Here is a 26,945-nt window from a genome sequence, read left to right on the forward strand (position 1 = left end):
CCCCGTTGCTGACCTCCAAGGGTGGGGCGATAAACGTCTGCTATTGAGCGAACGGCAGAAAGGTCGCGAAAGCGGACTTTTCTATAGGAAAAAAGCAAGACTTGATATTGGAGGCTGATATATTTTCGTAAATGTATTTGCCTCACTATGTTACCGAAAAAGCGGGGCGTACAGTATCGAGCTTGGCCACGAACTGAATCAAATGGAATGAATCGCCAGTAATGCTAGATCAAATGTTCACAGCAGAGAACTTTCGTCACATCTATGATGCCGAGAATCGTAAAGGGCTCGATTTGGCGAGCCGTTACTTTCCGTCGCTTAAATCGCACACTCTCGCGGTTCGCGATAAGATGAAGGACATTCGCGAACACCGCGCGGCCGAACCGACCATGGCGGCCGAGGTGTTCGAGGCGAGACTACTTGAGCTGAAGGCTGAACTTACCGAGTTGAAGGCGGCCAAATCTGCCGCTGTCGATGACCTCATGGATGACATCAGTCAAAAGGTTCTTAAACCGAACTTCAAGATCGATCTTTCCCAAAAAACCGGACCAAAGGGGAAGCCTGTTTTCTGCATAGATGCAGAGCCTGAAACCTTCTTCGTTATCAAGCAGCTCCAGCGTAATATCCATCGCATTTACGGTGTCAAACAGGCTAACCGTCACGACTTGGTCTGCCAGCTTCGCGACATACTCGGCAGCAAGTTTCCTTTCGAACTTGTTCGCACCGATATATCGTCATTTTATGAGAGTATCGACCGCAAGCGCTTGATCGAAAAGCTGGATCGTGACCAGTTGTTGAGCCCCGCTTCAAAAAAATACATCAAGCAGGTGCTGGATTCATATGGTGTTATCTCCGGCACCACGACTGGCATTCCTCGGGGTGTTGGTATAAGCGCATATCTGGCGGAGCTGTATCTAAGAGCTGTAGACAAAAAAATCCGGGCGATCCCCGGCTTGGTCCTATATTGCCGGTTTGTCGATGATATCGTAGCTGTATTTGCTCGACCACCAATAGGCAAAGACCTTGGCTCGTTCAAGGACATGATCATTGCGATCTTCGGCGATAGTGGGCTTACGCATAACGCCGTCAAAACCCTGGAGTTCAAGTTAGACGACACCGATACGAAGAAGTTTGAATATCTGGGATATCGCTTCCTCCTCAGCCCGGGGAAATTTGAAATCAGCCCCAGTGCAGCCAAGGTGGCTAAATACCGTGCACGGATGGATGCCGCGTTCGTGGACTATTGGCGAGAGAGGCCGGTTAACCCAAAGAAGGCATTCAGAAAGCTAATAGGCCGTATAAAGTTTCTGACGGGCAACACCCGTCTTTCTAACAGCAAGTCATGCGCGGTTACTGGAATCTACTTCAACAATTCGATCGTGACAAACTTGTCTAGCTTGGAACTGCTCGATAAGCGGCTCAAGACCCGTATCAATGAACTGAAGCGGCCCAGCCTGCAAAAGCAGTTGAAAAAACTCAAGTTCACCACGGGCTTTGAGCAACGCCGGTATCATAATTTCAGTACGAGAGAGTTGCAGGTGATCGTGAGGGTCTGGAAACATGTCTAAGCGGCGAGCCTCTCTCACCCACAGGAAACAGCGGTCCATCCTCACGGATATGCTACCGTTCGAGGTACCTCCGACCTTTTCCAATAGGGGCTATTATCGCTTCCTGAGAAACAACAATATCGAGATAGAACAAGGAAATTTACGCTGGATTTGCGAAAGTGACGATCTTGATCGAACAATGAGGTTGCTATTTGGAATCGCCCCCGAAGTACCGATCACTACTGAGAAGCTTATCGAATGGGGCGTGAAGGAAAGAACACGTCGCTCCGTGCCTTTAAAAAAATGCCAGATGACGACCATTCCGTTTAATTTCCGCGTTGCGCACAATCTTGACGGGCGCACGCTGAGCGTCGTTCATCCGCGCAATCAAGTTGCCGTGGCTAGCTTCTACGCAAAGCACAGCGCTTTGATCATATACCACACTTCTGTCAGCGAGATTTCGATTCGCCGTCCGGTTTCAGTCTCGCGCTACGCTTACTTCAAGGACAAGCTCCATGAAGAGCGCAAAGACACAGTTGCAGGGGTGGAGGAGGATGATAGGGAGTACGAACAGCTTGGCTCCTACTTTGTGTACCAAAAATACCGGAACATCCATCGCTTTTTTGAATCGTACCAATACCACCGCAGCGAAAAGAAATACAACGCGATGGTACAGCTCGATGTGAGCAAATGCTTTGATCGCATCTATACTCACTCATTGCCCTGGGCCGTACTGGGTAAAGATCAGACAAAGTTTAGTCTACGGGAATCGAAGGTCACCTTTGGGGGGCGGTTCGATAGCCTTATGCAGAACCTCAATCATAACGAGACCAATGGGATCGTAATAGGTCCGGAGTTCTCTCGGATTTTCGCTGAGATCATTTTGCAGTCGATTGACGTTGAATTGATCCAGCAATTGGACGAAGTAAATCTGACTCACAAGGTCGATTATGAAATTTTCAGGTATGTTGATGACTTCTTCGTTTTTTACAATGAGGAGTCCACGCAGTTAAAGATATTCGAGACGCTTCAGGAGGTTCTTAAGTCCAAAAAGCTAAGTCTCAACACTGCGAAGATCAAGTCTTATCAAAAACCGATCATCACCGAAATTACTATGGCAAAAGAGCGCATCTCGACACTTCTGAACAACGAGGTCGACCCGATGTGTGAGGAGAAGTCGTTGGACGATCCCTCAAAGCCACCAAAGCAGAACCTAGTCTGTGCCATAAACGCGAACCGTCTGATCATCCGATACAAATCCGCCATTAAGGAGACAGGAGTCACCTATGGTGAACTACTCAATTACACTTTCGCCATAGCCGAGAATAAGATCGAGAAGCTCTTCAAAGCCTATATTGAGAGTGACAAATCAGATCGCGACCGTAAGCGCCTCTCCAAGGCCCTGCTCGGGATTATGGAGTTTGTGTTTTTCGCGTACTCGGCAAGCCCGAAGGTCAATCATACAATCCGCCTCTGCCGGATGATTGCGACCTCCGTGAATTTCTTGCATGTGCAGGGCCTGCCGTACGAGCTGAAACACCTGCTATTTAAGTACGTCCACGATAACGTGATGCAGCAACTCGAAAAGAATACAATGAGCGTTCATCGCGAGGTTGAGGGCCTTTATCTACTAATTTCCCTATTGCAGATCGGCCGGGAATATTGGCTACCTGTTTCCGTCCTTCTTCGTCATTTTTTGATTGAGGAGGACAAGGACACAGGTGATTATATTCGCCTTGCGGGCTTCATGAGCCACTTTTCGATTACGATTCTTCTGTCCTATATAAAAGACAAGGTTCGCTATACGAAATTAAAGGCCTTCGTGGAAGCACACATCATCGAAAAACTCGAATATATGAAGTCCCACTGTCCCAATGACGCCGAAACACTGATCTTGTTTCTCGATCTTGTGGTTTGTCCTTACATCAGCTCCGCCACAAAGGACAGCATAGGGGAGGTTTTTGGTCTGGATGCAGCTGGCCTCTCGTCTGTTCAGTCTTCCAACGATCAGTGGTTTACTGCGTGGGGCGATAAATTTGATCTCTGGAAAGAGCTAGATGCGAAGCGCAGTCGTGAGGTATATTAACCTTGGCGCTCCGCTTTACCCTTAATGGCTGTTGGCAGCCCACACACAAGCGCCTTCTCTTCCTCTATATCAATTGGGGGTTGGGTAACCAGACGGTAGGAGCGGGCCGTCTTTTCACTCTTTTTTGTAGTGGTCTAACGTAAACGTACGTCTAGAGAGTGCGTTCCATTTCGAAGAAGCTTGCAATTCCCCCTTTGTCTATTTGGCTGTCTTCTACCCCCCCCCCCGGGACAAAAGGGGATCCAAAGTATGGTAGATTCAAACACTTAAAGTTAAAGCGGACATTGGAAGGCTTTGCCGAAACCTTTCGCTCCTGGCCGAAAGAAGACTAATTAAGGTTATTCAACGCATCCTCAATAATTTCTTCCGGAGGCTCCTCGTAGATCAATGTCGTAGAAGGATTAACATGTCCCGCGATTTTTTGCGCAACCTTTACTGATTTTTTCTGCTTATGAATGACGTTCGTTATCAGCGATCGTCGACCGCTATGAGAACTCGCTTTTTCGACGCCGGTCCAGTTTCGGAGGATTACAGCCATATGTTCCTGCAAAGTATTCGGTGAATAGGCTCCGCCTTTCTGAGTGATAAAAAGAGGGGAGGAGGGCTTCAATGTCCCAGCTTTTTCAATCCGGAGGCGCAAATAGTCCGTGAGAGCGGCACGAAGCGCCGCATCTACCATGGGGAGATCACGTGATTTGCCACGATGCTTCCTAACAGGTGGGTAGAAATCTTCAGGATTTAGCTCAGCACCAGCTTTGGCTAGCGCTTCAACCTGGCGAACCACCTGGTCAAAACTCGCTACATCGAAACTGACCGTTCTGCGCCGATACTGGCTTTGGGAGCGGCCCATGGCATCTGCACCTTTGGTGTAGGCTGCTGGCAGACTCATGACTTCGAGCAACTTGAAGTCGGTGCCTGACGGGCTGAGCTTCGCAACCTCCTTGATCTGAAGCAGGGCGATTTCCTGGGCCCGCAGTCCGAGTTTGAAACTGATCTGCATGATGGCCGTATTCTTTTCAGGATGCCGGTGATGCTGGATCACGTCGAAGACAGGGTGATTGACTGTATTGGGGTGAATCGACCGATGCTTCTAAGTTAAATGGTTTTAGGTTCATTAGTATTTACGAGTTCTTTATATCCGATACCGTTACGTATTGGACATAAGAGATTGGGGCGACTATAGTATCTGAACATCGATATTCTCTGTGAGATCCTAGCACATGGCCATTTCGCGTCCTGTCGCGCTGTACCCGACATATCCAGAACTGAAAGACTTCCAAGCTCGCTGTTACCCTGAGATAAGCGACTTCCTCGATTCGGGAGAATCTTGGTGGCACGTTCACTGGCGCTGGGGCCAGGAATTTCTCTTGTACACTGGTCGCAATAAGTCAGAACATACATACACACGGTTTCGGAATGAAACCGAGCGTTTCCTGCTGTGGATTTTTCTATTTAAGGAAAAGCCCATGGAGCAACTTCGTAAGTCTGACATCTTGGACTACGCCGATTTTTGTTGGCAGCCACCAGTGTCGTGGATTTGCTTCGCGAACCGCGAAAAATTTCTCTATATCAACGGTTGCCATACACAGAACCCGGAATGGGCGCCATTTAAACTCAAAGTGCCAAAGAACGTGGAAAGTAACAGAACCCCAGATAAAAAGAAGTACAAACCCTCTCAGGAAACCTTAGCAGCTACCTTCACAGGAATAATCGCATTTTATAAATACCTGATGAATGAGGAATATCTGTACGGCAATCCCGCCCAAATCGCTAAAGGCGACTGCCGACATTTCATCAAAGATGCCCAAGTTAAGGAAGTCCGTCGTTTGACCGAATCGCAATGGCAATATGTGGTTGATGTGACACATGAGCTGGCTGAAGAAGACCATATCTTTGAACGCAGTCTATTTGTGATATGTGCCCTAAAAACCCTGTTTTTGCGTATATCGGAGCTTTCTGAACGGCCTAACTGGTCGCCGGAAATGCGTCATTTCTGGCAGGACTCTGACGGAAATTGGTGGCTTAAAATATATGGCAAGGGCCGAAAATTGCGGGATATCACCGTTCCTAACAGCTTTATCCCTTTCCTGAAGCGATACAGGGCCTTTCGCGGTTTAAGTCCACTGCCAGGGCCTGGTGAAAGCTATCCCATCGTGGAAAAAATACGTGGGCAAGGTGGTATGAGGTCCCGGCAGCTCACTCGGATCGTGCAAGAGGTGTTTGATAAGGCCTACGAGAGAATGCGCGACGAAAAAGGCGAAGACAATGCACGAAAATTGAAGGAAGCGTCATCTCACTGGTTAAGGCACACCGGGGCCAGTATGGAAATCGAGCGTGGTCGCGCTCTAAAAGACCTATCTGAAGATCTCGGTCATGCCAGTATGGCTACTACAGACACAGTGTATGTGCATACTGAGAACCGGTTGCGGGCAGAAAGCGGTAAAAACCGCAAAGTTAATTAATACACTGGTCGCAATAAGTCAGAACACACATTCACGCGATTTTACTCTGAAATAGAGAAATTTTGCTCTGGGCATTTCTCACCAAGGATAAGCCAGTGCCCAATACCGAAAAGCCGATATTTTGGAATATGCAGATTTCTGCTGGCGACCGCCATTAACGTGGATATGTTTATCGAATGTTGAGAAATTTCTTATTCAAGGCGGCCTGTACATAGGTAACACTGAATTGGCACTATTACTGCTGAAAGAACGCTTTTTCTACACATTTTTGAGTATTCAGATCGCGCTGAATGGTCACCCACTATGAGTCATTTTTGGAAGGATAATGACAATAAATTGGTGGCTGAAGATCTATGGTAAGGGCAGAAAAGTCCTAGATATTACGGTTCCACCGAGCTTTCTAAGCTACTTAACGCACTACCGGCTCTACCGAGGCTTAAATAAGCTACCTGTACCTGGTGCCCCCCCCTATTATTGAAAAACTTCGAGGTCGTGGCGGGATGACGCGGCACGGCAGTTATCAAATTTAGTGCAGGAATTATTTGATCAAGCTTACGAGCAAATGAAAACACGCTACGGTGAAGATAATGCAAGTAATTTCAAAGAAGCAACTTCACATTGGTTACGGCATACCGGTGCAAGTTTAGAAGTTTAGAGATCGAACGCGGCCGCTCACTTAAAGATATATCTGGGGATTTGGGGCCTGCAAGCATGTCTACCACTGATACTGTCTAGCTGGTACATGGCTATTGGACAACGCAAGAGCTACCTGGCAATACTTTATTGATCTACAGCGTAGAAAGAACGGCTACAATCGTCACAACTAATGTTCAACTTCGTCTTTCCATAAACCTTGGTGCCACAACCCTCGCAAATATATTTTATTCGAGTCGGCTTCTTTGGCGCTTCGCGGATGACAAACGCATCTGGCGCCATTCCTGCGAGAGTCTCTCGGTCTTGACAGCCTTCATAGTAGTTGGCCAAAGTTCGAACCTCGCCATTATCGATCAACCCTTGGGGTAGATCTGAGGGAAGCGTACTTTCAGGTTTCAATTCACCTGCCACAGGTTGATGTTCATCTTTGCGGGGAAAGGCAGCTATAACGGGGTTATATAACCTCGGTAAAGCCTTTCTATCAAACCAAGGGAAGTCGAACTTTATACTCCCAGTCAACGTTTCAAAGGCTTTAATGAATTGCCCATCTTCAATAATGTAGTCACCCATCGACTGTCCTAGAATTTCGCCCCCAGGCTCACCCGTTGACGATGGCATTAGACCAATGCTTATCATTTTCTTTGCCCACTCAAGGTTGTGATAGCCCTTTCGACTGGGTTTTCCATATTGATGTTGCCAGCAATGAGCCATTTCATGGACTAGCGTTTGACAGATTTCAATGAGGCGAGAGCTGGCCAAAAACGAGGGGTTAATAGCGATTTCATTACGTGTATCACCGGTTGCATTTCCCCACCGCTCAGGTGAAAAGTACCCCATTATTCCGCTTTTACGTTGAAACGTGAAAATCACTTCGGGTAGAGCCCTATCGAACAATTCGCTATTGAAATGTCCGTAAGCTTTTCCTAAGGCTTGATAAAGGTCTGTTGTTGGATTCATTGACTGTGCATTTAATAGAAATGACACACATTACATCTTTCAATTAGCTGAAGAAAGGAAAAAGCTTGTAAAACCCATTTTTAGTTATAACGGATCTTGTTTTTATAACCAAAAACGAATTAATTTGTTTTGTACAAAACATTTTTGAGGTTTGGTTATATAAAAAAGCGGTAATATAAAATTTAATAACTAGGGAAAGGAAACAATCTTGTCAGATTTAATCATATTAAGCCGACATCGTCGAAGAATATTCGATAGTATCCCAAGACTAACTGTCGATGAGCGCATGGTTTACATTAATCTTGATGAGGTTACCCGCAAATATCTACGTAATAAGAAATCTCACCGTAAAGTTGGCTACTTACTACATAAAGCTTATTTTCAGGCAAAAGGCAGGTTCTTCGATTTATCAACCGCACATAAACGAGATATAAATTCCGCTGGAAAACGGTTGAACTTGGGCTCTAGCTACTCTTTTGAGCCTAGTGAGTACTCTACGACGCTACAAAATGAAGACAAACAACACATTCTGCAGGCACATGGTTGGCATGCTTATAAACCGTCTTTCGCAATTGAACTGATGGGGGTAGCTCGGTTACTTGTTGCACGGCGGTATGAGACCGAAAGAATCTTATTTTCGTTGTTGGATCACTGCTGGGCTAAGCGAGTAAGTATTCCTTCGTATGCAACGTTAACAAAGATTGTTACCGAGAGTATGCGGGAATATGAGTCATCCGTGCTGGATAAATGGCATCAGCACAGCACTAGCTCCGTTCGGACATTGCTTTTAAACCAAGTTCATTCAAACAAAACGACATTCTCGCTAAGTGATCTGAAAACAATCGATCAGGATGACTCCCTGCAAGCAATGAGTAGGAATGCAAACATACTCTCATACTGTCGCGATATGTTTTTTGCTGCTGAATCGAGCTTGACGTCTGTTGATCTAATGCCAGAAGGCATTCGTCATTTTTCAGACCAAATCAGTAAGAATGATATTGCTCAATTACGTCGCCAAAAGAACGAAGCAAATTTAAGTCTTAATCTAGCCTGCTTTATCCAAGACCAATTCTATCAACGGCAAGACGCCACCTTCATCGCATTCAAGAAGGTGATTCGAAGTGCCGTCAATATGGCAAAGAAGCAAGATCAGGCTGTTAAAGCGCAACGTGAGGAGGAACATTTAGAAACGAATCGGCAAGTTGTAGATACAGCCAAGCAATCGCGCGCCGTGATTCGGGAAATTTACACCATTTCAAAAGACGGAAAAAAGCCACTGTCGCAACGAAATGAGCAAGTGATTCATTTGATCGAAGCTTTCTTTGGAGAAGGTGATGAGGACGACATCAGCCGCGTGTTCGACACCTTCGAAAATGACTTGATCAATTTGCAAAAACGTAAAGGGTATTACCATTATCTGTTTGATCAACATACAAGCCTAATACGCAAGCTTTCTCCTGCACTTCGAGCATTAACCTTTGATAGTGAGAGTTCTAACCCTGATCTCATTGAGGCTATCGAATATTTTCGTTCTAAAGACAGCGAGTTCAATGAAAAAGCTCCCACCGAGTTTTTGAATGAATCAGAAAAAGAACTCGTCATGGAGGAGTCTAATTTACCCGCCATTTCACGCTGGAAAATACTTCTATTTTGCGCGGTTATTATAGGGATTCGAGACAAGAAATTAATTTTAAAATATTCGTATAAATACAGAGAGGACCAAAGCTACTTAATCCCACTGCAGGAATGGCTGGCAGATCGGGACACATTGATTCGCCGAGCAAATCTTGAGTCGTTTGTCGACGGACCACAGGTCTTAGAGAAAATCGGCCGTCACCTGAATCAACAGTACTACCGCGTGAACGACATGATTGATCGGAATGAGATCGAGGGATTTCAAAAGAGGCCATCCGGTTGGATGCTGAAGAAATTAGACGCCGATTACGATAATTCGAAATTCATACCATCACTGCTGAGTAACCATAAAGCGGTGACACTTTATGAGCTGTTGGCCGAGATAGATAAATACGCGGAGTTTTCTAAGGTATTGCAAACTGATAAATCGGGAAAAGAATTGTCTAGCATCAAACTAAAACAAGTTTATGCCACTATCATGAGTTTGGGCACTAACCTTGGACACCACAATATGGCCAGAGCCGCTCGGAATATATCTGAAAAGCAACTGCGTGACACTGAGAAACAGTGGTTATCCCCCTCTTCGCTCTCGAAAGCCAATGAAGCTATGGTGTCGTTTATTCAGTCACTGTCTCTGCCAAAGGTGTTTCACAACAATGAAGGTGAATTACATACTAGTAGCGACGGCAAAAAAATTACAGTTGCTGTTAATTCACTTCTAGCAAATTTCTCTTATAAATATTATGGCAAAGAGCAAGGTATCACTGCGAACTCTTATACAGATGAATTCCAAGCGTTCTTTAACATCAATGTCCATACTTCATCTGATCGTGAAGCCGCATCAATGCTCGACGGTATGGTTGAATCAACGCGGGCGCTTTATCCAGAGGGCGAAATGATACACTGGCATTCGACAGACCAGCACGGCTTTACCGAAGCAGTGTTTGCAGGAATGCATTTTATAAATGTGTCATTTGCACCCCGATTTGCCAAAATCCATAAACAAGCCTTGTGTACCTATGACGATAAAACTAAACAGGCCATGAAAGGACGGGTATTGAAGCCAGGGAGCACCATTAATAGAAAAAGCATCTTAAGCCAATGGGATAAAGCTCTACATCTCATGGCATCAATCAAACTTGGTTATTGCTCTGCAGCTCATATATTCCGGATGATGTCAGCTCAATCACCAAAATCAGACGTTTATAAAGCCCTTCAGGGCTTTGGGCAATTACTGAAGTCATCGTACATTCTAAGTTATTTAGAGCACCCAGAAATACGCCGTAATGTTCAAAAACAATTAAACCGGGTCGAGCATGGCCAGAAACTTTCTGAAGCGGTTTTTTTTGCACGTCAAGGAAAGCTAAGGGTGGGTACTGAAAGTGATATACAGAAAGCGATGTTGTGTAAGACTCTACTAAAGAACGCCATTATTATCTGGAATTACCTGTTCCTGTCTGACTATTGTTGTCAGCTAGACGATAGTCAGCGCCAAGAGGTAATTAATTCAATTTCTAATGGCTCAGTCATAGCATGGGCACACGTCAATATGCACGGAGTATACGACTTTGACAGATTGCCGAGTAAATCGTTTAAATCAACGATTACTCAAATGAGAGCTTTGAAAGTAGCATGAACTTTGCTGGCATATTAATTCTATCAAAACAATGAGTTAACGGGAGGTTACCGGTCAACCTCCCTGAAAACAGTCAAACACCCTAAGCTCTATGTGTGTTGGATACAATGGAGTTGGCTTGGGTATAGCCATGATTCGTGGCCTCACAATTAAGTAATACCTGAGACTGCTATAATAACCTCTCTGAAATCCTATGTCGAATACTAAACAGTATACGACATAAAAGAAGACCTAGAATAACTTAGACAATTTGGATGTGCTGTTCATCCCTCTGCTCCACTCAAAATCAAAGTTACGGCTTTACAGTGGCTTTGTGCTGGATAGCGTTAAATCCTCATTAGATTCACTCAAGGAGCAGTTACTGCTTTTAAATTTTATTCCGGGCTGCGGCCCCGGTCGTCCTAGGGTAAAAAAGTTTGATCTCTTTCTTTCAAACCGAGCTTCGCAATCATTACCAAAAAAGATGGTAAGGGAGATTAAATCGATGCTCTTCAATTTCTGCGCTACAAGCGGATGCGTATGTATAAATTGAACCATTGCCTCTAAGTCCCGAACATTTACTGCAGAAGGCGACATAGCGGCCTGAACACCTGCCCCCCAGCTTATTAACGTCATTAGAAAAATATGTCTTATAATTTTCATGTTTATACATACCGTTTAAAATTTGGCTTTCTAGCGTGAAATTTCTAAGCGAATAGACTCAGGCAGCCATTACGGCTCGCTCACAACTAGCTTTATTTTCTTACCCTGCGAATCCGCACCATTCATATTGATGGTGTGTACATTCCCATATTCTAACCATGTTTCTCCGACACTATTGGCGGTTAAATAACACACTTCACCACCCAGTATGACTCCTGGTGACCGAAATGGAGTTAAGCTGCGTTCTTGATTGCACGTCACATTCGCGATTTCAGGCGAGTGCGAGACTATGGCTGGATAAAATCCCCACCAGCCAGGAAAACCATTACTTATGGACAATATCTCTTTGGTTTCGCCTACAGTTAAGTAAACAGCAGAACTGCCCCCTTTATCTTCGATTAAGGACTCATAACTGTTTTTGGTGCCAGCGCAAGCTTGCAGCATTACAAGCACGAACGCAGAAACGACAATGTTACATTTCATTCTATTAAGCCTATCTTCTTGATGAAATCCCATCGACTAACATCCATTTTAAATTACTAGAATATTCTGCATTAAAATAGCGCCGATAGGTGTAAGCCATCGGCATAGTGGGTTTGATTCGAACATTAACTTAGTACCAGGCTCTGACCCCCACCACGATTTGGGCGTCTTCGGTATCTTCATTATTTGATTTGGCGAAAGCTGCTGTCGCGCCGTATTTCTTCTGCCAATTTAAACCAATGTACGGCGCGAATTCACGTCGTATCTCGTAACGCAGGCGCAGTCCTAGTTCAATATCGCCTAAGCCAGAGCCCACGCCGGTAGCTTGGTCGTTGTGACCATAAACGTTGGCTTCAATTTCGGGAGTCAAGATGAGTCGCTGGGTGAAAAGAAATTCATATTCAGCCTCTAGCCGCACAGCACTGCGTCCGGAGCCACCAATAAATAACGACGTTTCGACTTCAAAGTTATAGGGTGCCAGGCCTTGTAGGGCGATAACGCCCCACTCTCGATTTGGAGTGGGGTTGATATCTTTTCGTGCTCCAAGCTGAATATCCCAAAATGCAGATACGGCTTGGCTGTAGAGTGCCTGCAGTTCTAGTTTTTCGGTGTTATTGGCAACGTTTTCTAGTTCTGCTTTTAGCCACAGTTTTTTAAGATCGTAGCCTGCCCATAATTGTCCATCCATGACCAAAGGATCACTCCCGTCTGTGTCCCGCACTTCAAACTGGTCGAGTTTGGCCATTGTTAACAATGGGTTGTCGTTGCCGCCAGCATTGACTGTCGTTATAACGGTAGCATAGAGAAAAATGAGGCTGATCAGCTGTTTTGGATAAGTATCCATTAGCCCCGCCCTCCTTTCTCGACACGAACTTCTCGCATCATGCCGGGCATGTGATACATCAAATGACAATGATAAGCCCAGCGACCAATTGCATCTGCACTGACCAAATAGCTTATTTGCGATCCCGGTTGAACAAGAATGGTGTGTTTGCGAGGGATATAGTCGGGGTCGCCGGTTTCCAATTCACTCCATAGCCCGTGAAGATGAATCGGGTGGGTCATCATCGTGTCGTTAACGAGAGTAATACGCACTCTTTCGCCATACGTCAGCTCCAAGGGCTCGGCGTCGGCAAACTTAATACCGTTCATCGACCACATATAACGGCTCATATTGCCGGTTAAATGCAGCTGAATTTCTCGGCTGGGATCACGCTTATCTTGCGTGGAGGTGAGATTGCGAAGATCCGCATAGCGTAAAACCTTTCGGTTATAGCGTTGCCGGTGCTCTCGCAAGCCTAAGCCCGGGTCGTGCAATCCGTTTTGTGGTGCCTCTGCCAACATGTCGGTATGAGGGCCAAATTCGGTTGTGTGATGATTGGCAGTCACACTTTTACGGTTGCCATACCCCGCGGCGACAATAGTCGGGGGCGTTCCATGCTGACGGTGATTCATAGCAGACATGCCATTCATTTTGTGACCAGAATGGTCCATGCCCGCCCTATTCATTGCCATGCCCATGTCACCATGACCCAGCGTGGGACGGTGATCCATTTTGGGTGTATCGGCGCGCCATGCTACATCGGGCGTTAAGTTACCCAAGGCATAGCCGCTGCGATCAATGGTCTGGGCAAAAATGGCGTAGGCGCTGTCGGCGTTCGGTTCAACAACCACGTCATAAGTTTCCGCTGTACCGATACGAAATTCGTCGATGGTCACTGGCTCAATATTCTGGCCGTCGGCGGCAACCACGGTCATGGTTAAACCGGGTATCCTGATATCAAAAATGCTCATTGCTGAGCCGTTAATAAATCGAAGGCGGACTTTCTCTCCCTGTTTAAACAGACCTGTCCAGCGAGTATCTGGGGTGGCGCCGTTCATTAAATAGGTATAGGCGTAGCCGGTTACATCAGAAATGTCTGTCTGTTTCATCCGCATGGTGTTCCACATCTCACGCTCTTTCCACGTCTGCACAACACCTTTGTTTTTAATGTCTTTCCATAAGTCTCCGGCGGTACGCTCTTGGAAATTATAGTAATGGCTCATTTTTTTCAGATTTGCATAAATCCTATCCGGCGACTCATCGGACCAATCCGAAAGTAAGACAACATAATCCCGGTCATAGGCCACGGGATCAGGGTCTTTTGGATCGATAACAATCGCGCCATACAGGCCAGTTTGTTCTTGCCAGCCAGAATGACTGTGATACCAATACGTGCCGCTTTGATTAATCTCAAACTGATACTCAAAGGTTTCGCCAGGTTTGATACCGTCAAAGCTCAAGCCCGGCACGCCATCCATTCCAGTGGGCAGAATCATGCCATGCCAGTGAATTGAACTGTCGTGGGCAAGATGATTGGTGACACGGAGAGTGACGGTTTCGCCCTCTTGCCAGCGCAAAGTTGGCGCAGGCACGGATCCATTTATCGCGGTAGCGGTTCGCTGAGCACCGGTGAAGTTAACCGGCTGATACCCCATTGCCAAATTGAAGCTATTACCACGCAATGTTTGAACTTGAGGGTTCTTGGCCGGGCTGCTTCCCACGGCGTAGCTGTCTAGCCCGAGTCCCAGTAAGATCCCACCCGCAGTGGCGCCAGTCACAAACTGACGCCGAGATAGATTTAATCGTGTTATATCACTCACAAAATTGTCCTTTTGCCTAATACCTATACCACCCCTCTGATAGATCAAGGATAAAAGAGGGAACATGCTCAGGTGTGCCGGTGTAATGCACCTTTGTTTTGCCATAACACGCAAAACCCAGACGCACTAATCCTGTGTCAGGCAAAGATGGGAGGACGTAGTAAGTTTTGAGGAAGGAAATGAGGCACCGAGGTGGCGTGCAAAAGTGGGAGACGGTACCGAGCAGCAAACACCGACATCGAAACGATGTTTGCAATGCCAGCTTGGCAATGACCTACACAACACTCGCAATTTAAATTACAGCAATCGTCTGTTTGTTGGTGATGTTGGTTAACTACCGATTTATTGTTGTCGCAATGCTCAGCTAAGTCACTACACCCGGTACTGATATGCATGCTTTTGTTATGAACCGCGCTATGATCGCCGTGAAGCACCGCCGCCATTAATACACCCGCCTGCTGGCACAGCAGGAGTAATAGCGTGGTCATGGCAATACGGCGAATATTCATTACGAATAATTGTAAGACATACAGGTCACGAATTGGCAGTTTTTTATGCGTCAGTCTATTGGAGTCTGAATATGCTTATGTTTTGAGCAAATAGTGAGCTAAAAAGCTAACCAGACTGTTCGCAAGCTGATAAAAATCATTCATTTTGGCATTTACCCCTCAAGCGCTATTTGGCGCGGCTTTCTGACTGTATTATTATTGCCGGATATTAATTCGCGTAGACGAAAGATGCTGCTCGCTTCCCACTAAAAGGATAATTAAGCATGGAACAATCCACGATGTCGCGGGCGTTTGCCGGGAATTTTCTCGGTAATGCCCCGCTCTGGTATAAAAAAACAATTATCGGCTTCCTGATCCTCAACCCGATTCTTTTACTCACAGTTGGCCCCTTTGTCACTGGCTGGGCGCTTATTGCTGAATTTATTTTCACACTCGCAATGGCCCTGAAATGCTACCCATTGCAACCAGGCGGCTTGTTAGCAATCGAAGCCATTGCGATTGGGATGGCCTCGGCAGAGACGGTGTACTTAGAAGCAAAAAACAATTTTGAAGTAATACTGCTATTGGTGTTTATGGTGGCGGGCATTTACTTCATGAAGAATCTGCTGTTGTTTATTTTCACCAAGCTCCTCTTAAATATCCGCTCTAAAATATGGCTGTCATTGGTCTTTTCGGCAATGGCCGCCTTTTTGAGTGCGTTTTTGGATGCGTTAACCGTAACCGCGGTACTTATCGCAGTGGGCGTGGGGTTTTATGCGGTGTATCACCGGGTAGCCTCGGGCGGGAGTCACTCTCATACCGACCACGATCACGGTGATGACAACAAGGTAGTTGAGCAATCTCGAGAAGACTTGGACCAGTTCCGTGCTTTTTTGCGTAGCTTGTTAATGCACGGCGCCGTCGGCACCGCGCTGGGTGGTGTTTGTACCTTGGTAGGCGAGCCTCAAAATCTGCTCATTGCAGAAAAAATGGGCTGGGACTTTATGCATTTTATTCAAATCATGTCCCCTGTCACCATGCCTACCTTAGTCGTCGGGCTGATGACCTGTGTTTTACTTGAGGTAACAGGCAAGTTTGGATACGGCGCAAAATTGCCGGATTCTGTGCGTAGCGTTTTGGAAGAATACGCTGCAGCTCAGGACCAAAGTCGTACGAAAGAAGATGTTGCCACCCTGTTTGTTCAAGGCATTGTCGCAATCTTTTTGGTCGTGGCGTTAGCGACGCACATTGCTCCAGTTGGCTTAATTGGCTTGACCATTATCGTACTGCAAACCGCGTTTAACGGTATTGTTGACGAGCACCGCATTGGCCACGCATTTGAAGAGGCCCTGCCCTTCACTGCGCTATTGGTCGTCTTTTTTGCCATTGTCGGCGTAATTCACGAGCAACACCTGTTTAAACCTATTATTGAGCATGTGCTATCATTGGAAGGTCAGTTCCGCACACTGATGTTTTTTATTGCCAATGGCTTACTCAGTGTTATCAGTGATAATGTTTTCGTCGCAACGGTATACATCAACGAAGTAAAAGCAGCCTACGATGCGGGTAATCTCACTCGTGAAGAGCTTGAGCATCTTGCTGTCGCAATCAACACAGGTACTAACATCCCCAGTGTTGCTACACCAAACGGCCAAGCGGCATTTCTGTTCTTGCTGACATCCGCTCTGGCACCGCTTATCCGCTTGTCTTACGGCCAAATGGTGTTAATGGCTCTGCCTTACACCATTACCATGAGCAGCGTTGCAATGATTGCGGTATGGTTCTTTGATTGACCCATGCTCGCGATAATACATAAGGGGCCAATTGGCCCCTTTTTTATGTCTGTTTGTTTTAATTTACCCATAGATTTACAGCCAGCATTTTTCTGCTGACGCTTTATTTGAGGCTTTCTAGGCGAGCGAGCTGATTGGCCCATTGTGGAAATGATGGAGATGAGGAGTTATTAATAGAATTTGATAAGCGCTATGCCCCGTTTATGGGGAGAGGCTTGAACTATAAGAAAATAATGGAGGCGCGGGTCGGAATCGAACCGGCGTACACGGAGTTGCAGTCCGCTGCATGACCACTCTGCCACCGCGCCTTTGATCGTTTTTGTTTTACACCGCGGGGTGTACGCCGGTTCGATATAACCGGCCCTTTTTTACCGCTGCAGGCGCTGAAGTTGCAGTTCTCTTCGTGACCACTCTGCCACCGCGCCTTTGATCGTTTTTGTTTTACACCGCGGGGTGTACGCCGGTTCGATATAACCGGCCCTTTTTTACCGCTGCAGGCGCTGAAGTTGCAGTTCTCTTCGTGACCACTCTGCCACCGCGCCTTTGATCGTTTTTGTTTTACACCGCGGGGTGTACGCCGGTTCGATATAACCGGCCCTTTTTTACCGCTGCAGGCGCTGAAGTTGCAGTTCTCTGCATGATCACTCTGCCACCGCGCCTTTGATCGTTTTTGTTTTACACCGCGAGGTGTACGCCGGTTCGATATAACCGGCTCTTTTATACCAGCTCATAACAATCGAGATTGTTATGCGGCAATAAAAGATATTGGAGCGGGATATCGGGCTCGAACCGACGACCTGTACCTTGGCAAGGTACCGCTCTACCAACTGAGCTAATCCCGCAAAAACGTCTCTTTAAAACAACGCGTGATCACGCTGCTCAAAGAAGGCGCCTATTCTAGTCAGTCGGCGCCGCCTGTCAAGGAAAGTCTATGATTTAAGGCAAGTTATTTAACTTTTGGCGCTGCTACGCAGGTCTGGCCAGGCTGCATGCAGATAGATCAACATCGACCACAGCGTTAAAACCGCTGCGCTATATAGGCACACCAGATTCACGAAATAGAAAGGGCCATCATGTTCCGGCGAGATCAGTAATAAACCAATAATGGCGACAATCTGCGCCGTCGTTTTTATTTTGCCAAGGTAAGACACAGCAACACTGGTGCGTTTGCCCAGCTCAGCCATCCATTCTCTCAGAGCAGAAATAACAATTTCCCTGCCAATAATAACGATGGCCGGAATAGTGAACCACCACGCATCGTAGCGCTCAATGAGCAAGGCTAAGGCCACAGCCACCATGAGTTTATCTGCCACCGGATCTAGAAAGGCACCCAGTGGGGTACTTTGTTCTAATTTGCGGGCCAAATAGCCATCTAGCCAATCGGTGATGCCTGCCAAACCAAATATTGCCGCAGTGGCCACGTAGCTCAGCGAAAACGGAAGATAAAATACGACGACGAAGACCGGTATCAGCATAATACGAAACAGCGTCAGGGCATTGGGGATATTCATACAGGTCTCATTAACTCACAATCGGATTATTTTACGTGCTTTATACTGGCTGTGTTAATACTAATTTCCGCTGTTTGTGGGTCAGAAAGAAGGTGTTTTTAAACAGCTAGCCGCAAATTTCAATAAAGCGGTCAGGCGCTGCGTAAGCCTTCGTAGATTTCTTTGGCAATGTTGTGACTAATCCCCGGCACACGCTGTAAGTCTCCCACACTGGCATTACGAACACCTTGCAGGCCACCAAAATACTTCAGTAATTCACGGCGGCGTTTGGTCCCTACTCCAGGAATCGCTTCAAGCGTCGATTGGCGCCGGGTTTTATCCCGCCGCGCTTTGTGGCCGGTAATCGCAAAGCGGTGGGACTCATCGCGAATATGCTGAATAAGATGCAATGCAGGGCTGTTATCCGGCAGGCTGATCTCTTTGCCATTATCACTGCGAATCAGTACTTCTAGCCCCGCGCGCCGATCGCTGCCCTTGGCGACGCCAACCATTAGTAAATTTTCAACCCCCAATTCTGCCATCACCTCTTTGGCTTGGCTTAACTGGCCTTTACCACCGTCGATAAACAGCAAGTCAGGCAACGCCACGTCGCCAGACTTAATGCGCTTGTAACGCCGAGTCAGCGCCTGACGCATCGCGGCGTAGTCATCACCGGGTTCAATGCCATCGATATTCATTTTTCGGTAATCTGATTTTAGCGGCCCGTCTTTATCAAATACCACGCAAGACGCGACCGTGGCCTCTCCGCTGCTATGGCTGATATCAAAGCATTCCATCCGTTCTGGCACGGCATCTAGCTCCAGCACGCTTTGCAGTGCCGCAAAACGTTTTGCCGTGCCGCTGGATGATGCCAAGCGATTACGTAGATTTTGCTCCGCCGCGGTCACCGCCAACGATTGCCATTTGGCCCGATTGCCCCTGACTTTGTAACTAATCAGCACCTGCCGCCCCGCCTCTTCGCTCAGGCTATCGGCCAGTAGCTGGGCGTCTGTCGGGGGGATGTTGCAGATGATTTCTTTCGGGATATCCATGGTCGATAGTTGAGTAAGATAGTGCTGGGCCAAAAATGCCTCGATATGCTCTGCCAAGCCTTCGCCCAAATGGCTTTTGGGAAAATAACTACGGCTGCCCAACACGCGGCCGCCTCTCACATACAGCAGCTGCAAACACACGGTGCCCGCCTCTTCTACTGCGGCGATAATATCTAAATCGCCCCGCTCGCCTTCAATATACTGGCTAGCCTGTACTTGCTGTAAATAACCAATTCGGTCTCGTAGTTCGGCGGCTTTTTCAAATTCTAGCTGCTGGGCCTGATAATCCATTTCGTCACCCAGTTCGGTGAGTAGCACATCGCTTTTACCCGTCAGAAACAGCTCGGTTTGATGGACATCTTTGCTGTACTCGTTCTCGCTAATTTTTTCTACGCAGGGGCCAGAGCAGCGGCCAATTTGATATTGAAGACAGGGGCGGCTTCTCGCCCGGTAATAACTGTCTTCACACTGGCGAACCTTAAACACTTTTTGTAACCAGCTCAGGCTCTCTTTTACCGCTGCAGCACTGGGATAGGGGCCAAAGTATTGGCCTTTTTTGCGTTTGCTACCCCGATGCAGGCTCAAACGAGGATGACGATGATCGCTGAGAAAAATATACGGGTAAGACTTATCGTCCCTCAGCAGGATGTTATAGGGGGGCTTGTACTGCTTGATCAGGTTTTGTTCCAGCAGCAACGCTTCCCGCTCGGTGCCGGTAACCGTAACCTCTATTTGGTCAATTTTGCTGACCAACGCCATGGTTTTGGTGGTGAGCCCACTCGCGCGAAAATAACTGCCAAGTCGATTGCGGAGGTTTTTGGCTTTGCCCACGTACAGCACTTTGGCGGCAGCATCGAGCATAACGTACACCCCGGGTTTGCGGGTGACGTTTTTTAAAAATCGAGAGGAATCAAATCCGCTGCCACTATCTTTATCGCTCATAAACTCGATTATCTAGCGACCCGGTGCATCAATCAAACCATGGCGAATGGCCATATGGGTTAATTCGACATCGCCATTGATATTGAGTTTTTCAAACATGCGGTAACGATAGCTGTTGACCGTTTTGGAGGAGATGTGCAAATTATCTGCGATTTCTGACACCTTGTGACAGTTGGCGATCATCAGGCAAATTTGCATTTCTCGATCCGATAAACAATCAAAAGGCGTTGCGCCATCGGCGTCAAAACCCTTTAAGGCCATCGCTTGGGCAACAACCGGGCTGAGATAACGTCGGCCATTGGCAACTTGGCGAATCGCCGCCAGTATTTCGTCTTCAGATGCTTCTTTACTCACATAAGCCGAAGCGCCCGCTTTCATTAAACGGCTGGGCATGGGTTCTTGATCGTAGGCGCTTACCGCGACGATGCGAGAGTTTGGTGCAACCTGACAAAGTTTTCGTGTCGCTTCAAGACCGCCAATACCGGGCATACGCACGTCCATTAACACCACTGTTGGTTGGAGTTTACGGCATAGCTGGATGGCCTCTTCGCCATTGCAGGCTTGACCCAGTACGGAAATATCAGCTGCATCGTCTAGCATTCTCACAATGCCAGTGCGGACCATAGCGTGATCATCTGCAACAACAACGGTGATCATGTTAACGGGGGACCTCAATTATCCAGCGAGCCTTCGCTGAAGTGATGATGAAGCGACTGCAACAATAACATTCGCAGCAAGCCTCAGCCAATAGTCGTCAATATTTGCCGGAATGTAAGATTGATCCTGGGGCGATCCTGGCGTTTACGCTTGGGTAATGCGTGTTGCCAAAATCGCTGTGTGGGCGGCAACATCAACAATAAAGAGCCGCTCTCCAGCATTATTTTTTGGGGATCACGTTGCTCAGTATTTTTGCTGCGCAGCAGAAAATCCCTTGCGCCACCCAAACTAATCGACGCAACAACAGGGGCCGAGCCTAACTCGGCTTCATCGTCGCTATGATAGCCCATACTATCGTCACCATTGCGATAGTAATTCAGCAAGGCACAATTAAACTCAAAACCATAATCTCGCCCTAACTGATCGCGTAAGTTGTCTAGCGACTTAGGCCAAGGCGCTGCGGTGTGTAAATGCCCGGTGTATTGGTAAGCTACGCCGCTGTCTCCAACAAAAGCCACCAATCGTGGCGTTTTATGACGACGCCCAAACAACTGTAACTCAGGCTGTTGCCAATTCAGCTGGGACTGAAGTTGCTGAAAAAGGTGTTCATCATCAGAAACGTAATTGGGTCGGTAGATTAACTCGCCACCGTTTAGCTTAATGCGCTGCTCGGCAAACATGTGAGCCTCTAATAAATTCGCGGTTCAATCTCTAGCGCGACGCCAAACCGTTGGCTAACAGCTTCTTGAATCGCCGCCGCAAGGGCAAGCACATTGCCGCCGCTGCAATGTTCATAGTTAACCAGCACAATCGCCTGTCGAGGATGAACGCCCACGCCATCAACTCGTTGCCCCTTCCAGCCGCACTGATCTACCAGCCATGCCGCAGCCAGCTTTACTCGACCGTCAGGCATAGGCCATGAAACCAGTTGCGGATGCTCAGCCTGTAGCTCTGCCGCATTACTCGCCTCTATAATGGGGTTTTTAAAGAAGCTGCCCGCATTTGGCTCCAACCTAAAGTCTGGGAGCTTACTGGCGCGCAATCTTGCAACCGTTTCAGCCACCAGTTCAGGGGTGACATCCACCCCGCTTGGCAGTGCGTCGGCCAAGGCTTGGTAGCGAATATTCGGGCTTGGCGAATGGCTCAGTTTCAGCTCAACTTCGGTGACAATAAACTGATCCAATAGATGGGTTTTAAAGATGCTTGAACGATAGCTCAGTTCGCAGTCGCTGGCGCTTAAACGCCGCAGGCAATTTTCTCGCAGATCCCAGCCAGAAACCGCAACCAGCACATCAGACAGCTCGACACCGTAGGCACCGATATTTTGGATTGGCGCCGCGCCAACAGAGCCGGGGATGGAGATTAAGTTTTCAAGGCCATACCAGCCTTGTTGCAAACAGCTCTTTACCAATGCGTCCCAATTTTCGCCAGCCGCTACCCGCAGCAACCGGGACTCACCCAGCGCTTCGCACTGCACGCCGCGCAATGCGATTTTAACCACCAATCCAGCAAAATCTTGTTGGAGAACAATATTGCTACCGCCGCCTAAAACCAAGCGCGGAAGACTGGCTAGTTTGGTGTCAGCGAGCAAGGTCGCTAAGGCATCCAGACTGGTAACTTCAGCAAAGTAGCTTGCCTTGGCGGCAATCCCCAGCGTGTTCAGATTGGTAAGAGCCATGTTGCGCTGCACGATCACAAGCTTATCCCGCCGTCGTTGATTGCAATGCCGCCAACAGCCCTCTGGAACCGTCTTCAACCAGGTCCAGCACGTCCTCAAAGCCCTCTGGGCCACCGTAGTAAGGGTCTGGAACTTCCTCTACTGCCGCGTCGGCATAGTCTAAAAACAAGGCCAGTGACGCTTTGCCATCGCTGGGCTGCATAGCGAGTAAGTCGCTCAGATTACTATTATCCATGGCCAGGATCAGGTCGAATTCGTAAAAATCAGCAACCGACACCTGCCGGGCCCGCAAGCTTGATAAATTATAGCCCCGCTCTTTCGCTGATGTCGTCATTCTGCGATCGGGTGGATGACCGATATGCCAATCGCCGGTACCCGCCGAATCCACCGTGATACACGTCGTCAAGCTCGCTTGCTCAACTAAACCCTGAAAAACGCCGTGGGCAGTTGGCGATCGACAAATATTACCCAGACAAACAAATAAAACCTTTACCGGTTTTTGTTTAACACTCAAGCTGCGCCTCCTTGGATAGCATTGCGCACCCGGCTTAAATCCGCCTCGGTATCAACCCCGGCGGGCATGTCCACAGCAGCCACATCCACATGAATTCGCACACCGTTCTCCATGGCTCGAAGTTGCTCCAGTTTTTCCAATTGCTCCAACTGTCCCATCGACCAATTAACAAACTGGTGTAAAAATCCCACCCGATACGCGTAAATGCCAATATGGCGCAAGAAAGGTGCCTGCTGAACCATCACTTGGGCGTTTTGAGTCCATTCGTCTCGGCACCAAGGCATCGGCGCCCGGCTAAAATACAAGGCATAGCCCTGACGGTCTCTGACCACTTTTACCGCATTGGGATTAAACACGGTTTCGGCGTCTTTAATCGGTTCGGCAAGGGTCGCAATGCCGGCATCAGGGTGGGCGGCCAAGTTGGCAGCCACCTGTTCAATTAACGCGGGCGGAATAAGCGGCTCATCGCCTTGCACATTGACCACAATCGCCTCATCGGTCAGTCCCAGCTTGGCGACCACTTCTTGCAGCCGGTCGGTGCCAGACTCATGGTCGGCCCGGGTCATACAAACATTGGCACCCATCTGCTGACAGGCCGCTTCGACGCCGGTGTGGTCAGTAGCAACCACCACGCCCGAGGCAGTGCTCTGGCCCGCTTGCTCCCACACCCGTTGTATCATCGGCTTGCCGACGATATCTAACAATGGCTTACCCGGCAGTCGAGTTGAGGCAAAACGGGCTGGGATAATGACGGTGTAGCTCATAGAAAATTCCAGTTTTTATAGCGAGGCTAATGTCGCAGAGAGTTGTTGATAAAACAGTGGTGGAAGAATGCCATCAACGGGAAGATACCACGCGTCTTGTAATGCCAGCCCCCGGCATTTAACGGCATCTTTTTCGGTCATGACAATGGGCAACGGCTCCTTAAAGGCAAAATCGCCCGTTTGAAAGCGATGATGATCGTCAAAGCTGTGTTCAACCGGCTCAAAACCCAAGGATCTCAGGGTAGTAAAAAAACGCGCAGGATGACCTATTCCCGCAACAGCATGTACCCGGCGCCGATGTTGCGGCCAGTCTTTGTACTCAAGGCTGGGCTGTTGATTTAAGCTGATCAGTTGTGACGGCGCCAGCTGCATAACATGGCCGGAATTTTCCGTTGATTGGTCGCCATTCATAACGACGCTATCGACACCCTTCAGACGGGCTTTGCTTTCGCGTAACGGGCCGACAGGCAAGCAATGACCATTGCCTAAGCCTCTTACGGCATCCACAACGACTATTTCTATATCACGGGCCATGCGGTAATGCTGGAGACCATCATCACTAATCAGCAAATTGCAATGCTTGTGGTCAACCAGATATTGCGCAGCAGCAGGACGATTTGGATCAACCACCACCGGCAAGCCACTGCGCCGGGCCATTAACAGTGGTTCATCGCCGCTTTGCGCGGGGTCAGTTTGGGGGCCCACTTCAAAGGGATAATGCGGCGCTTTGCCGCCGTAACCTCTGCTGACAATACCGACCCGATAACCCTGCTCGCTATAAAATTTAGCCAGGGCTAATACCAATGGGGTTTTACCGCTGCCACCTACCGCGAGGTTGCCGACCACAATGACCGGAACGCCACAGTGTTTAGCCTTGCTCACCTTTCGGCGGGCCTTCGCCACTAAGCGAAACACGCCCTCCAGTGGCAACAGCAAATACAAACACCCTGGCGAGTTGCTATACCAGCGTTTTTCGATTGCCTGTGTTAGTCCCACCCGGCGTTATTCCTCAAAGTTTTTGTTGTACAGCTGGGCATAGTTTTGGTTCAACGCGAGCAATTCTGAATGGCTGCCCTGCTCTACAATCTCGCCGCCTTTCATTACCGCGATACAGTCGGCATTTTCAATTGTCGACAGCCGGTGGGCAATAACAATGGTGGTGCGGCCCTTCATGATTTCTTCCATGGCCTGCTGAATATGGGTTTCTGCCCGGTTATCCAATGCGGAGGTGGCCTCGTCCAAAATCAAAATCGGCGCATTTTTCAAAAAAGCCCGCGCAATTGCCAAACGCTGACGCTGACCGCCAGACAACATCACCCCGTCTTCGCCAATCATGGTATTTAAACCATCGGGTAGGTCATTAATAAAATCAATCGCGTGGGCGGCTGTAGCAGCGGCCACCACCGCGTCTTTGCTAGCTCCCGCCATGCCGCCGTAGGCAATATTATTAAACACCGTATCGTTAAACAGTGTGACTTGCTGGGTGACTAAGGCCATATTGTTTCGCAACCCTGCCAAGTCGTAATCCCGCACATCAACACCATCAAGCAACAAGTCGCCAGTGTCGTGTTGATAAAAGCGCGAAATCAAACTCACCAGTGTTGATTTACCTGAGCCAGACAGCCCCACCAAGGCCATTGAGGTACCCGCTGGAATGCGCAAATTGATATTTTTTAGCACCTCGGCGCCGTCATCGGTATAGGCAAAGCTTAGATTTTTAAACTCAATATCACCTGCCACCGTATCGGGTTTATGACTGCCTTTGTCGTGCTCAACGTCACTATCTACAAATTCAAAAATATCTTGCGCGGCTGCCAAGCCTTTCTGAATCGTCGAACTCACATCCGCCAGCTGGCGGATGGGCTTGGGCAAAAACAAAGCCGCAGATAAATAAGCTACAAATTCGCCAGCCGACATTTCGCCACTCAGCCCCAAGGCAATCCATACCAAACCGCCGGTGGCCAAGATCACCGGAAATTGAATCACCGATGGACTGATAGCGCTGTAAAAAGCCATCTTGAGGTTTTGACTACGATTGCGGTCACTGGCCTCATGAAATCGTTGGGTTTCGTATTCGGTGCCGTCGTACAGACGAATTTCCCGGTAAGCACTGATGGTTTCGTTGGTTACTTGGTTGACATCGCCCATCGCATTTTGAATTGAGCGGCTCAGCTTGCGAAAGCGCTTGCCCACCCAATAAACCGTGACGCCAATAAGGGGCAGCGCCAGAAAAAAGATCATGGTCAGCTTCCAATTGGTGTACAACAAAAAGCCAATTAAGCCGATGGCAAACGTACCTTCTCGCAACACCACTTTCATGGCATTAACGGCGGCGCCGGTGACCTGCTCCACATTAAAGGTAATTTTGGAAATCAGTGAGCCGGTGGTGTTGTGGTCGTAATACGCGCTGGGCATATACAAAAGGTGGTTATACAGCTGGCAGCGCAGAGTATGAACCAAACGATGGGAGACGTTTGCCAGAAAATAATTACCGGCAAAAAAACCAAAGCCCCGAATTATACCCAGCACAATCATCACTATCACAATTGCCGTGCGCGCATTACTCAGGTCAAAATTGTCACCGCCTACTGCCCACATGAGCTTGGCAATCATGCCGCCCTCGCCTTTAACGAGATTACCGCCAATAAAATCAACGATAAGCTGCATCAAATCCGCGAGGAGTACCTGGCTGGCGGAGTACAATGAAAAGCCCAATACACTGAATAAAAAGAAGTGCCAAGAGGGGATAATGTACTTTAAGAGGCGACCGTAAATTAATAAATCTGATTGATTTTTTTTCATAAGAAGTGCTCCCAGAAAAG

Annotated in this window: 20 protein-coding genes and 2 tRNA genes; 5 read left to right on the forward strand and 17 right to left on the reverse strand. The window is 47.9% G+C overall.

Annotated features, from left to right (window positions below; genetic code table 11):
- Positions 1-221 precede the first annotated feature (221 nt).
- Together drt3a and drt3b are read left to right on the forward strand one after the other, a co-directional pair.
- The gene (drt3a, locus tag IMCC21906_RS09945) at positions 222-1,568 is read left to right on the forward strand and encodes an antiviral reverse transcriptase Drt3a (protein WP_047012038.1); all 1,347 of its coding nucleotides are present in this window, start codon (positions 222-224) and stop codon (positions 1,566-1,568) included.
- Positions 1,561-3,633: an antiviral reverse transcriptase Drt3b gene (gene drt3b / locus IMCC21906_RS09950; protein WP_047012039.1), complete on the forward strand. Its 2,073-nt coding sequence runs from the start codon at positions 1,561-1,563 to the stop codon at positions 3,631-3,633. The genes drt3a and drt3b overlap by 8 nt, the downstream gene beginning before the upstream one ends.
- Before the next feature lie 328 nt (positions 3,634-3,961).
- On the opposite strand, the gene IMCC21906_RS09955 is transcribed toward drt3b, so the two are convergent.
- Positions 3,962-4,633: a site-specific integrase gene (locus tag IMCC21906_RS09955; RefSeq protein ID WP_082117438.1), complete on the reverse strand. Its 672-nt coding sequence runs from the start codon at positions 4,631-4,633 to the stop codon at positions 3,962-3,964.
- A gap of 220 nt (positions 4,634-4,853) precedes the next feature.
- Here IMCC21906_RS09955 and IMCC21906_RS09960 point away from each other — a divergent pair, with 220 nt between their 5' ends.
- On the forward strand, positions 4,854-6,095 hold the full coding sequence (locus IMCC21906_RS09960) for a site-specific integrase (RefSeq protein ID WP_047012041.1): 1,242 nt from the start codon (positions 4,854-4,856) through the stop codon (positions 6,093-6,095).
- 780 nt (positions 6,096-6,875) lie between these two features.
- On the opposite strand, the gene IMCC21906_RS09970 is transcribed toward IMCC21906_RS09960, so the two are convergent.
- A complete protein-coding gene (locus IMCC21906_RS09970) occupies positions 6,876-7,706 on the reverse strand; it encodes a SprT-like domain-containing protein (RefSeq protein ID WP_047012042.1) in 831 nt (276 codons plus the stop codon).
- 208 nt (positions 7,707-7,914) lie between these two features.
- Between IMCC21906_RS09970 and IMCC21906_RS09975 the strand changes: the two genes are divergently transcribed.
- Positions 7,915-10,977 (forward strand): Tn3 family transposase, encoded by a 3,063-nt coding sequence (locus IMCC21906_RS09975; RefSeq protein WP_082117439.1) that lies wholly within the window; start codon positions 7,915-7,917, stop codon positions 10,975-10,977.
- 711 nt (positions 10,978-11,688) lie between these two features.
- Here the strand turns inward: IMCC21906_RS09975 and IMCC21906_RS09985 are convergent.
- The 4 genes from IMCC21906_RS09985 to IMCC21906_RS10000 form a co-directional block, all read right to left on the reverse strand.
- Positions 11,689-12,135, reverse strand: coding sequence for a hypothetical protein (locus IMCC21906_RS09985; RefSeq protein ID WP_231580252.1), 447 nt, complete (start codon positions 12,133-12,135; stop codon positions 11,689-11,691).
- Between the two features lie 97 nt (positions 12,136-12,232).
- Positions 12,233-12,946 (reverse strand): copper resistance protein B, encoded by a 714-nt coding sequence (locus IMCC21906_RS09990; RefSeq protein WP_047012046.1) that lies wholly within the window; start codon positions 12,944-12,946, stop codon positions 12,233-12,235.
- Positions 12,946-14,745: a copper resistance system multicopper oxidase gene (locus tag IMCC21906_RS09995; RefSeq protein WP_255353568.1), complete on the reverse strand. Its 1,800-nt coding sequence runs from the start codon at positions 14,743-14,745 to the stop codon at positions 12,946-12,948. The genes IMCC21906_RS09990 and IMCC21906_RS09995 overlap by 1 nt, the downstream gene beginning before the upstream one ends.
- 137 nt (positions 14,746-14,882) lie before the next feature.
- On the reverse strand, positions 14,883-15,254 hold the full coding sequence (locus IMCC21906_RS10000) for a hypothetical protein (RefSeq protein WP_047012047.1): 372 nt from the start codon (positions 15,252-15,254) through the stop codon (positions 14,883-14,885).
- 263 nt (positions 15,255-15,517) lie between these two features.
- Between IMCC21906_RS10000 and nhaB the strand changes: the two genes are divergently transcribed.
- Positions 15,518-17,026 carry a sodium/proton antiporter NhaB gene (gene nhaB, locus IMCC21906_RS10005; protein WP_047012048.1) on the forward strand — a complete coding sequence of 503 codons (1,509 nt, stop codon included), beginning with the start codon at positions 15,518-15,520 and terminating at the stop codon, positions 17,024-17,026.
- Positions 17,027-17,260: 234 nt separating this feature from the next.
- On the opposite strand, the gene IMCC21906_RS10010 is transcribed toward nhaB, so the two are convergent.
- From IMCC21906_RS10010 to msbA, 11 genes are all read right to left on the reverse strand, one after another.
- Positions 17,261-17,334: transfer RNA gene (locus tag IMCC21906_RS10010), tRNA-Cys, on the reverse strand.
- A 458-nt stretch (positions 17,335-17,792) separates the two neighbouring features.
- A tRNA-Gly gene (locus IMCC21906_RS10015) sits at positions 17,793-17,868 on the reverse strand.
- 108 nt (positions 17,869-17,976) lie between these two features.
- Positions 17,977-18,537 carry a CDP-diacylglycerol--glycerol-3-phosphate 3-phosphatidyltransferase gene (gene pgsA / locus IMCC21906_RS10020; protein WP_047012049.1) on the reverse strand — a complete coding sequence of 187 codons (561 nt, stop codon included), beginning with the start codon at positions 18,535-18,537 and terminating at the stop codon, positions 17,977-17,979.
- Between the two features lie 131 nt (positions 18,538-18,668).
- Positions 18,669-20,510 (reverse strand): excinuclease ABC subunit UvrC, encoded by a 1,842-nt coding sequence (gene uvrC, locus IMCC21906_RS10025; RefSeq protein WP_047012050.1) that lies wholly within the window; start codon positions 20,508-20,510, stop codon positions 18,669-18,671.
- Positions 20,511-20,522: 12 nt separating this feature from the next.
- Complete coding sequence (gene uvrY / locus IMCC21906_RS10030) at positions 20,523-21,167, reverse strand: UvrY/SirA/GacA family response regulator transcription factor (RefSeq protein WP_047012051.1); 645 nt, start codon at positions 21,165-21,167, stop codon at positions 20,523-20,525.
- An 83-nt stretch (positions 21,168-21,250) separates the two neighbouring features.
- Positions 21,251-21,847, reverse strand: a complete 597-nt coding sequence (locus IMCC21906_RS10035) for an alpha-ketoglutarate-dependent dioxygenase AlkB (protein ID WP_047012052.1) — start codon at positions 21,845-21,847, stop codon at positions 21,251-21,253.
- Positions 21,848-21,855: 8 nt separating this feature from the next.
- Positions 21,856-22,959: a UDP-N-acetylmuramate dehydrogenase gene (gene murB, locus IMCC21906_RS10040; RefSeq protein WP_369795753.1), complete on the reverse strand. Its 1,104-nt coding sequence runs from the start codon at positions 22,957-22,959 to the stop codon at positions 21,856-21,858.
- A complete protein-coding gene (locus tag IMCC21906_RS10045; RefSeq protein ID WP_047012054.1) occupies positions 22,868-23,359 on the reverse strand; it encodes a low molecular weight protein-tyrosine-phosphatase in 492 nt (163 codons plus the stop codon). The genes murB and IMCC21906_RS10045 overlap by 92 nt, the downstream gene beginning before the upstream one ends.
- Positions 23,356-24,123, reverse strand: coding sequence for a 3-deoxy-manno-octulosonate cytidylyltransferase (kdsB, locus tag IMCC21906_RS10050; RefSeq protein WP_047012055.1), 768 nt, complete (start codon positions 24,121-24,123; stop codon positions 23,356-23,358). The genes IMCC21906_RS10045 and kdsB overlap by 4 nt, the downstream gene beginning before the upstream one ends.
- 15 nt (positions 24,124-24,138) lie before the next feature.
- Positions 24,139-25,119, reverse strand: a complete 981-nt coding sequence (gene lpxK / locus IMCC21906_RS10055) for a tetraacyldisaccharide 4'-kinase (protein WP_047012056.1) — start codon at positions 25,117-25,119, stop codon at positions 24,139-24,141.
- 6 nt (positions 25,120-25,125) lie between these two features.
- On the reverse strand, positions 25,126-26,925 hold the full coding sequence (gene msbA / locus IMCC21906_RS10060; protein WP_047012057.1) for a lipid A export permease/ATP-binding protein MsbA: 1,800 nt from the start codon (positions 26,923-26,925) through the stop codon (positions 25,126-25,128).
- Positions 26,926-26,945 lie beyond the last annotated feature (20 nt).

It is taken from the genome of Spongiibacter sp. IMCC21906, assembly GCF_001010805.1.
Classification (GTDB): Bacteria; Pseudomonadota; Gammaproteobacteria; order Pseudomonadales; family Spongiibacteraceae; genus Spongiibacter.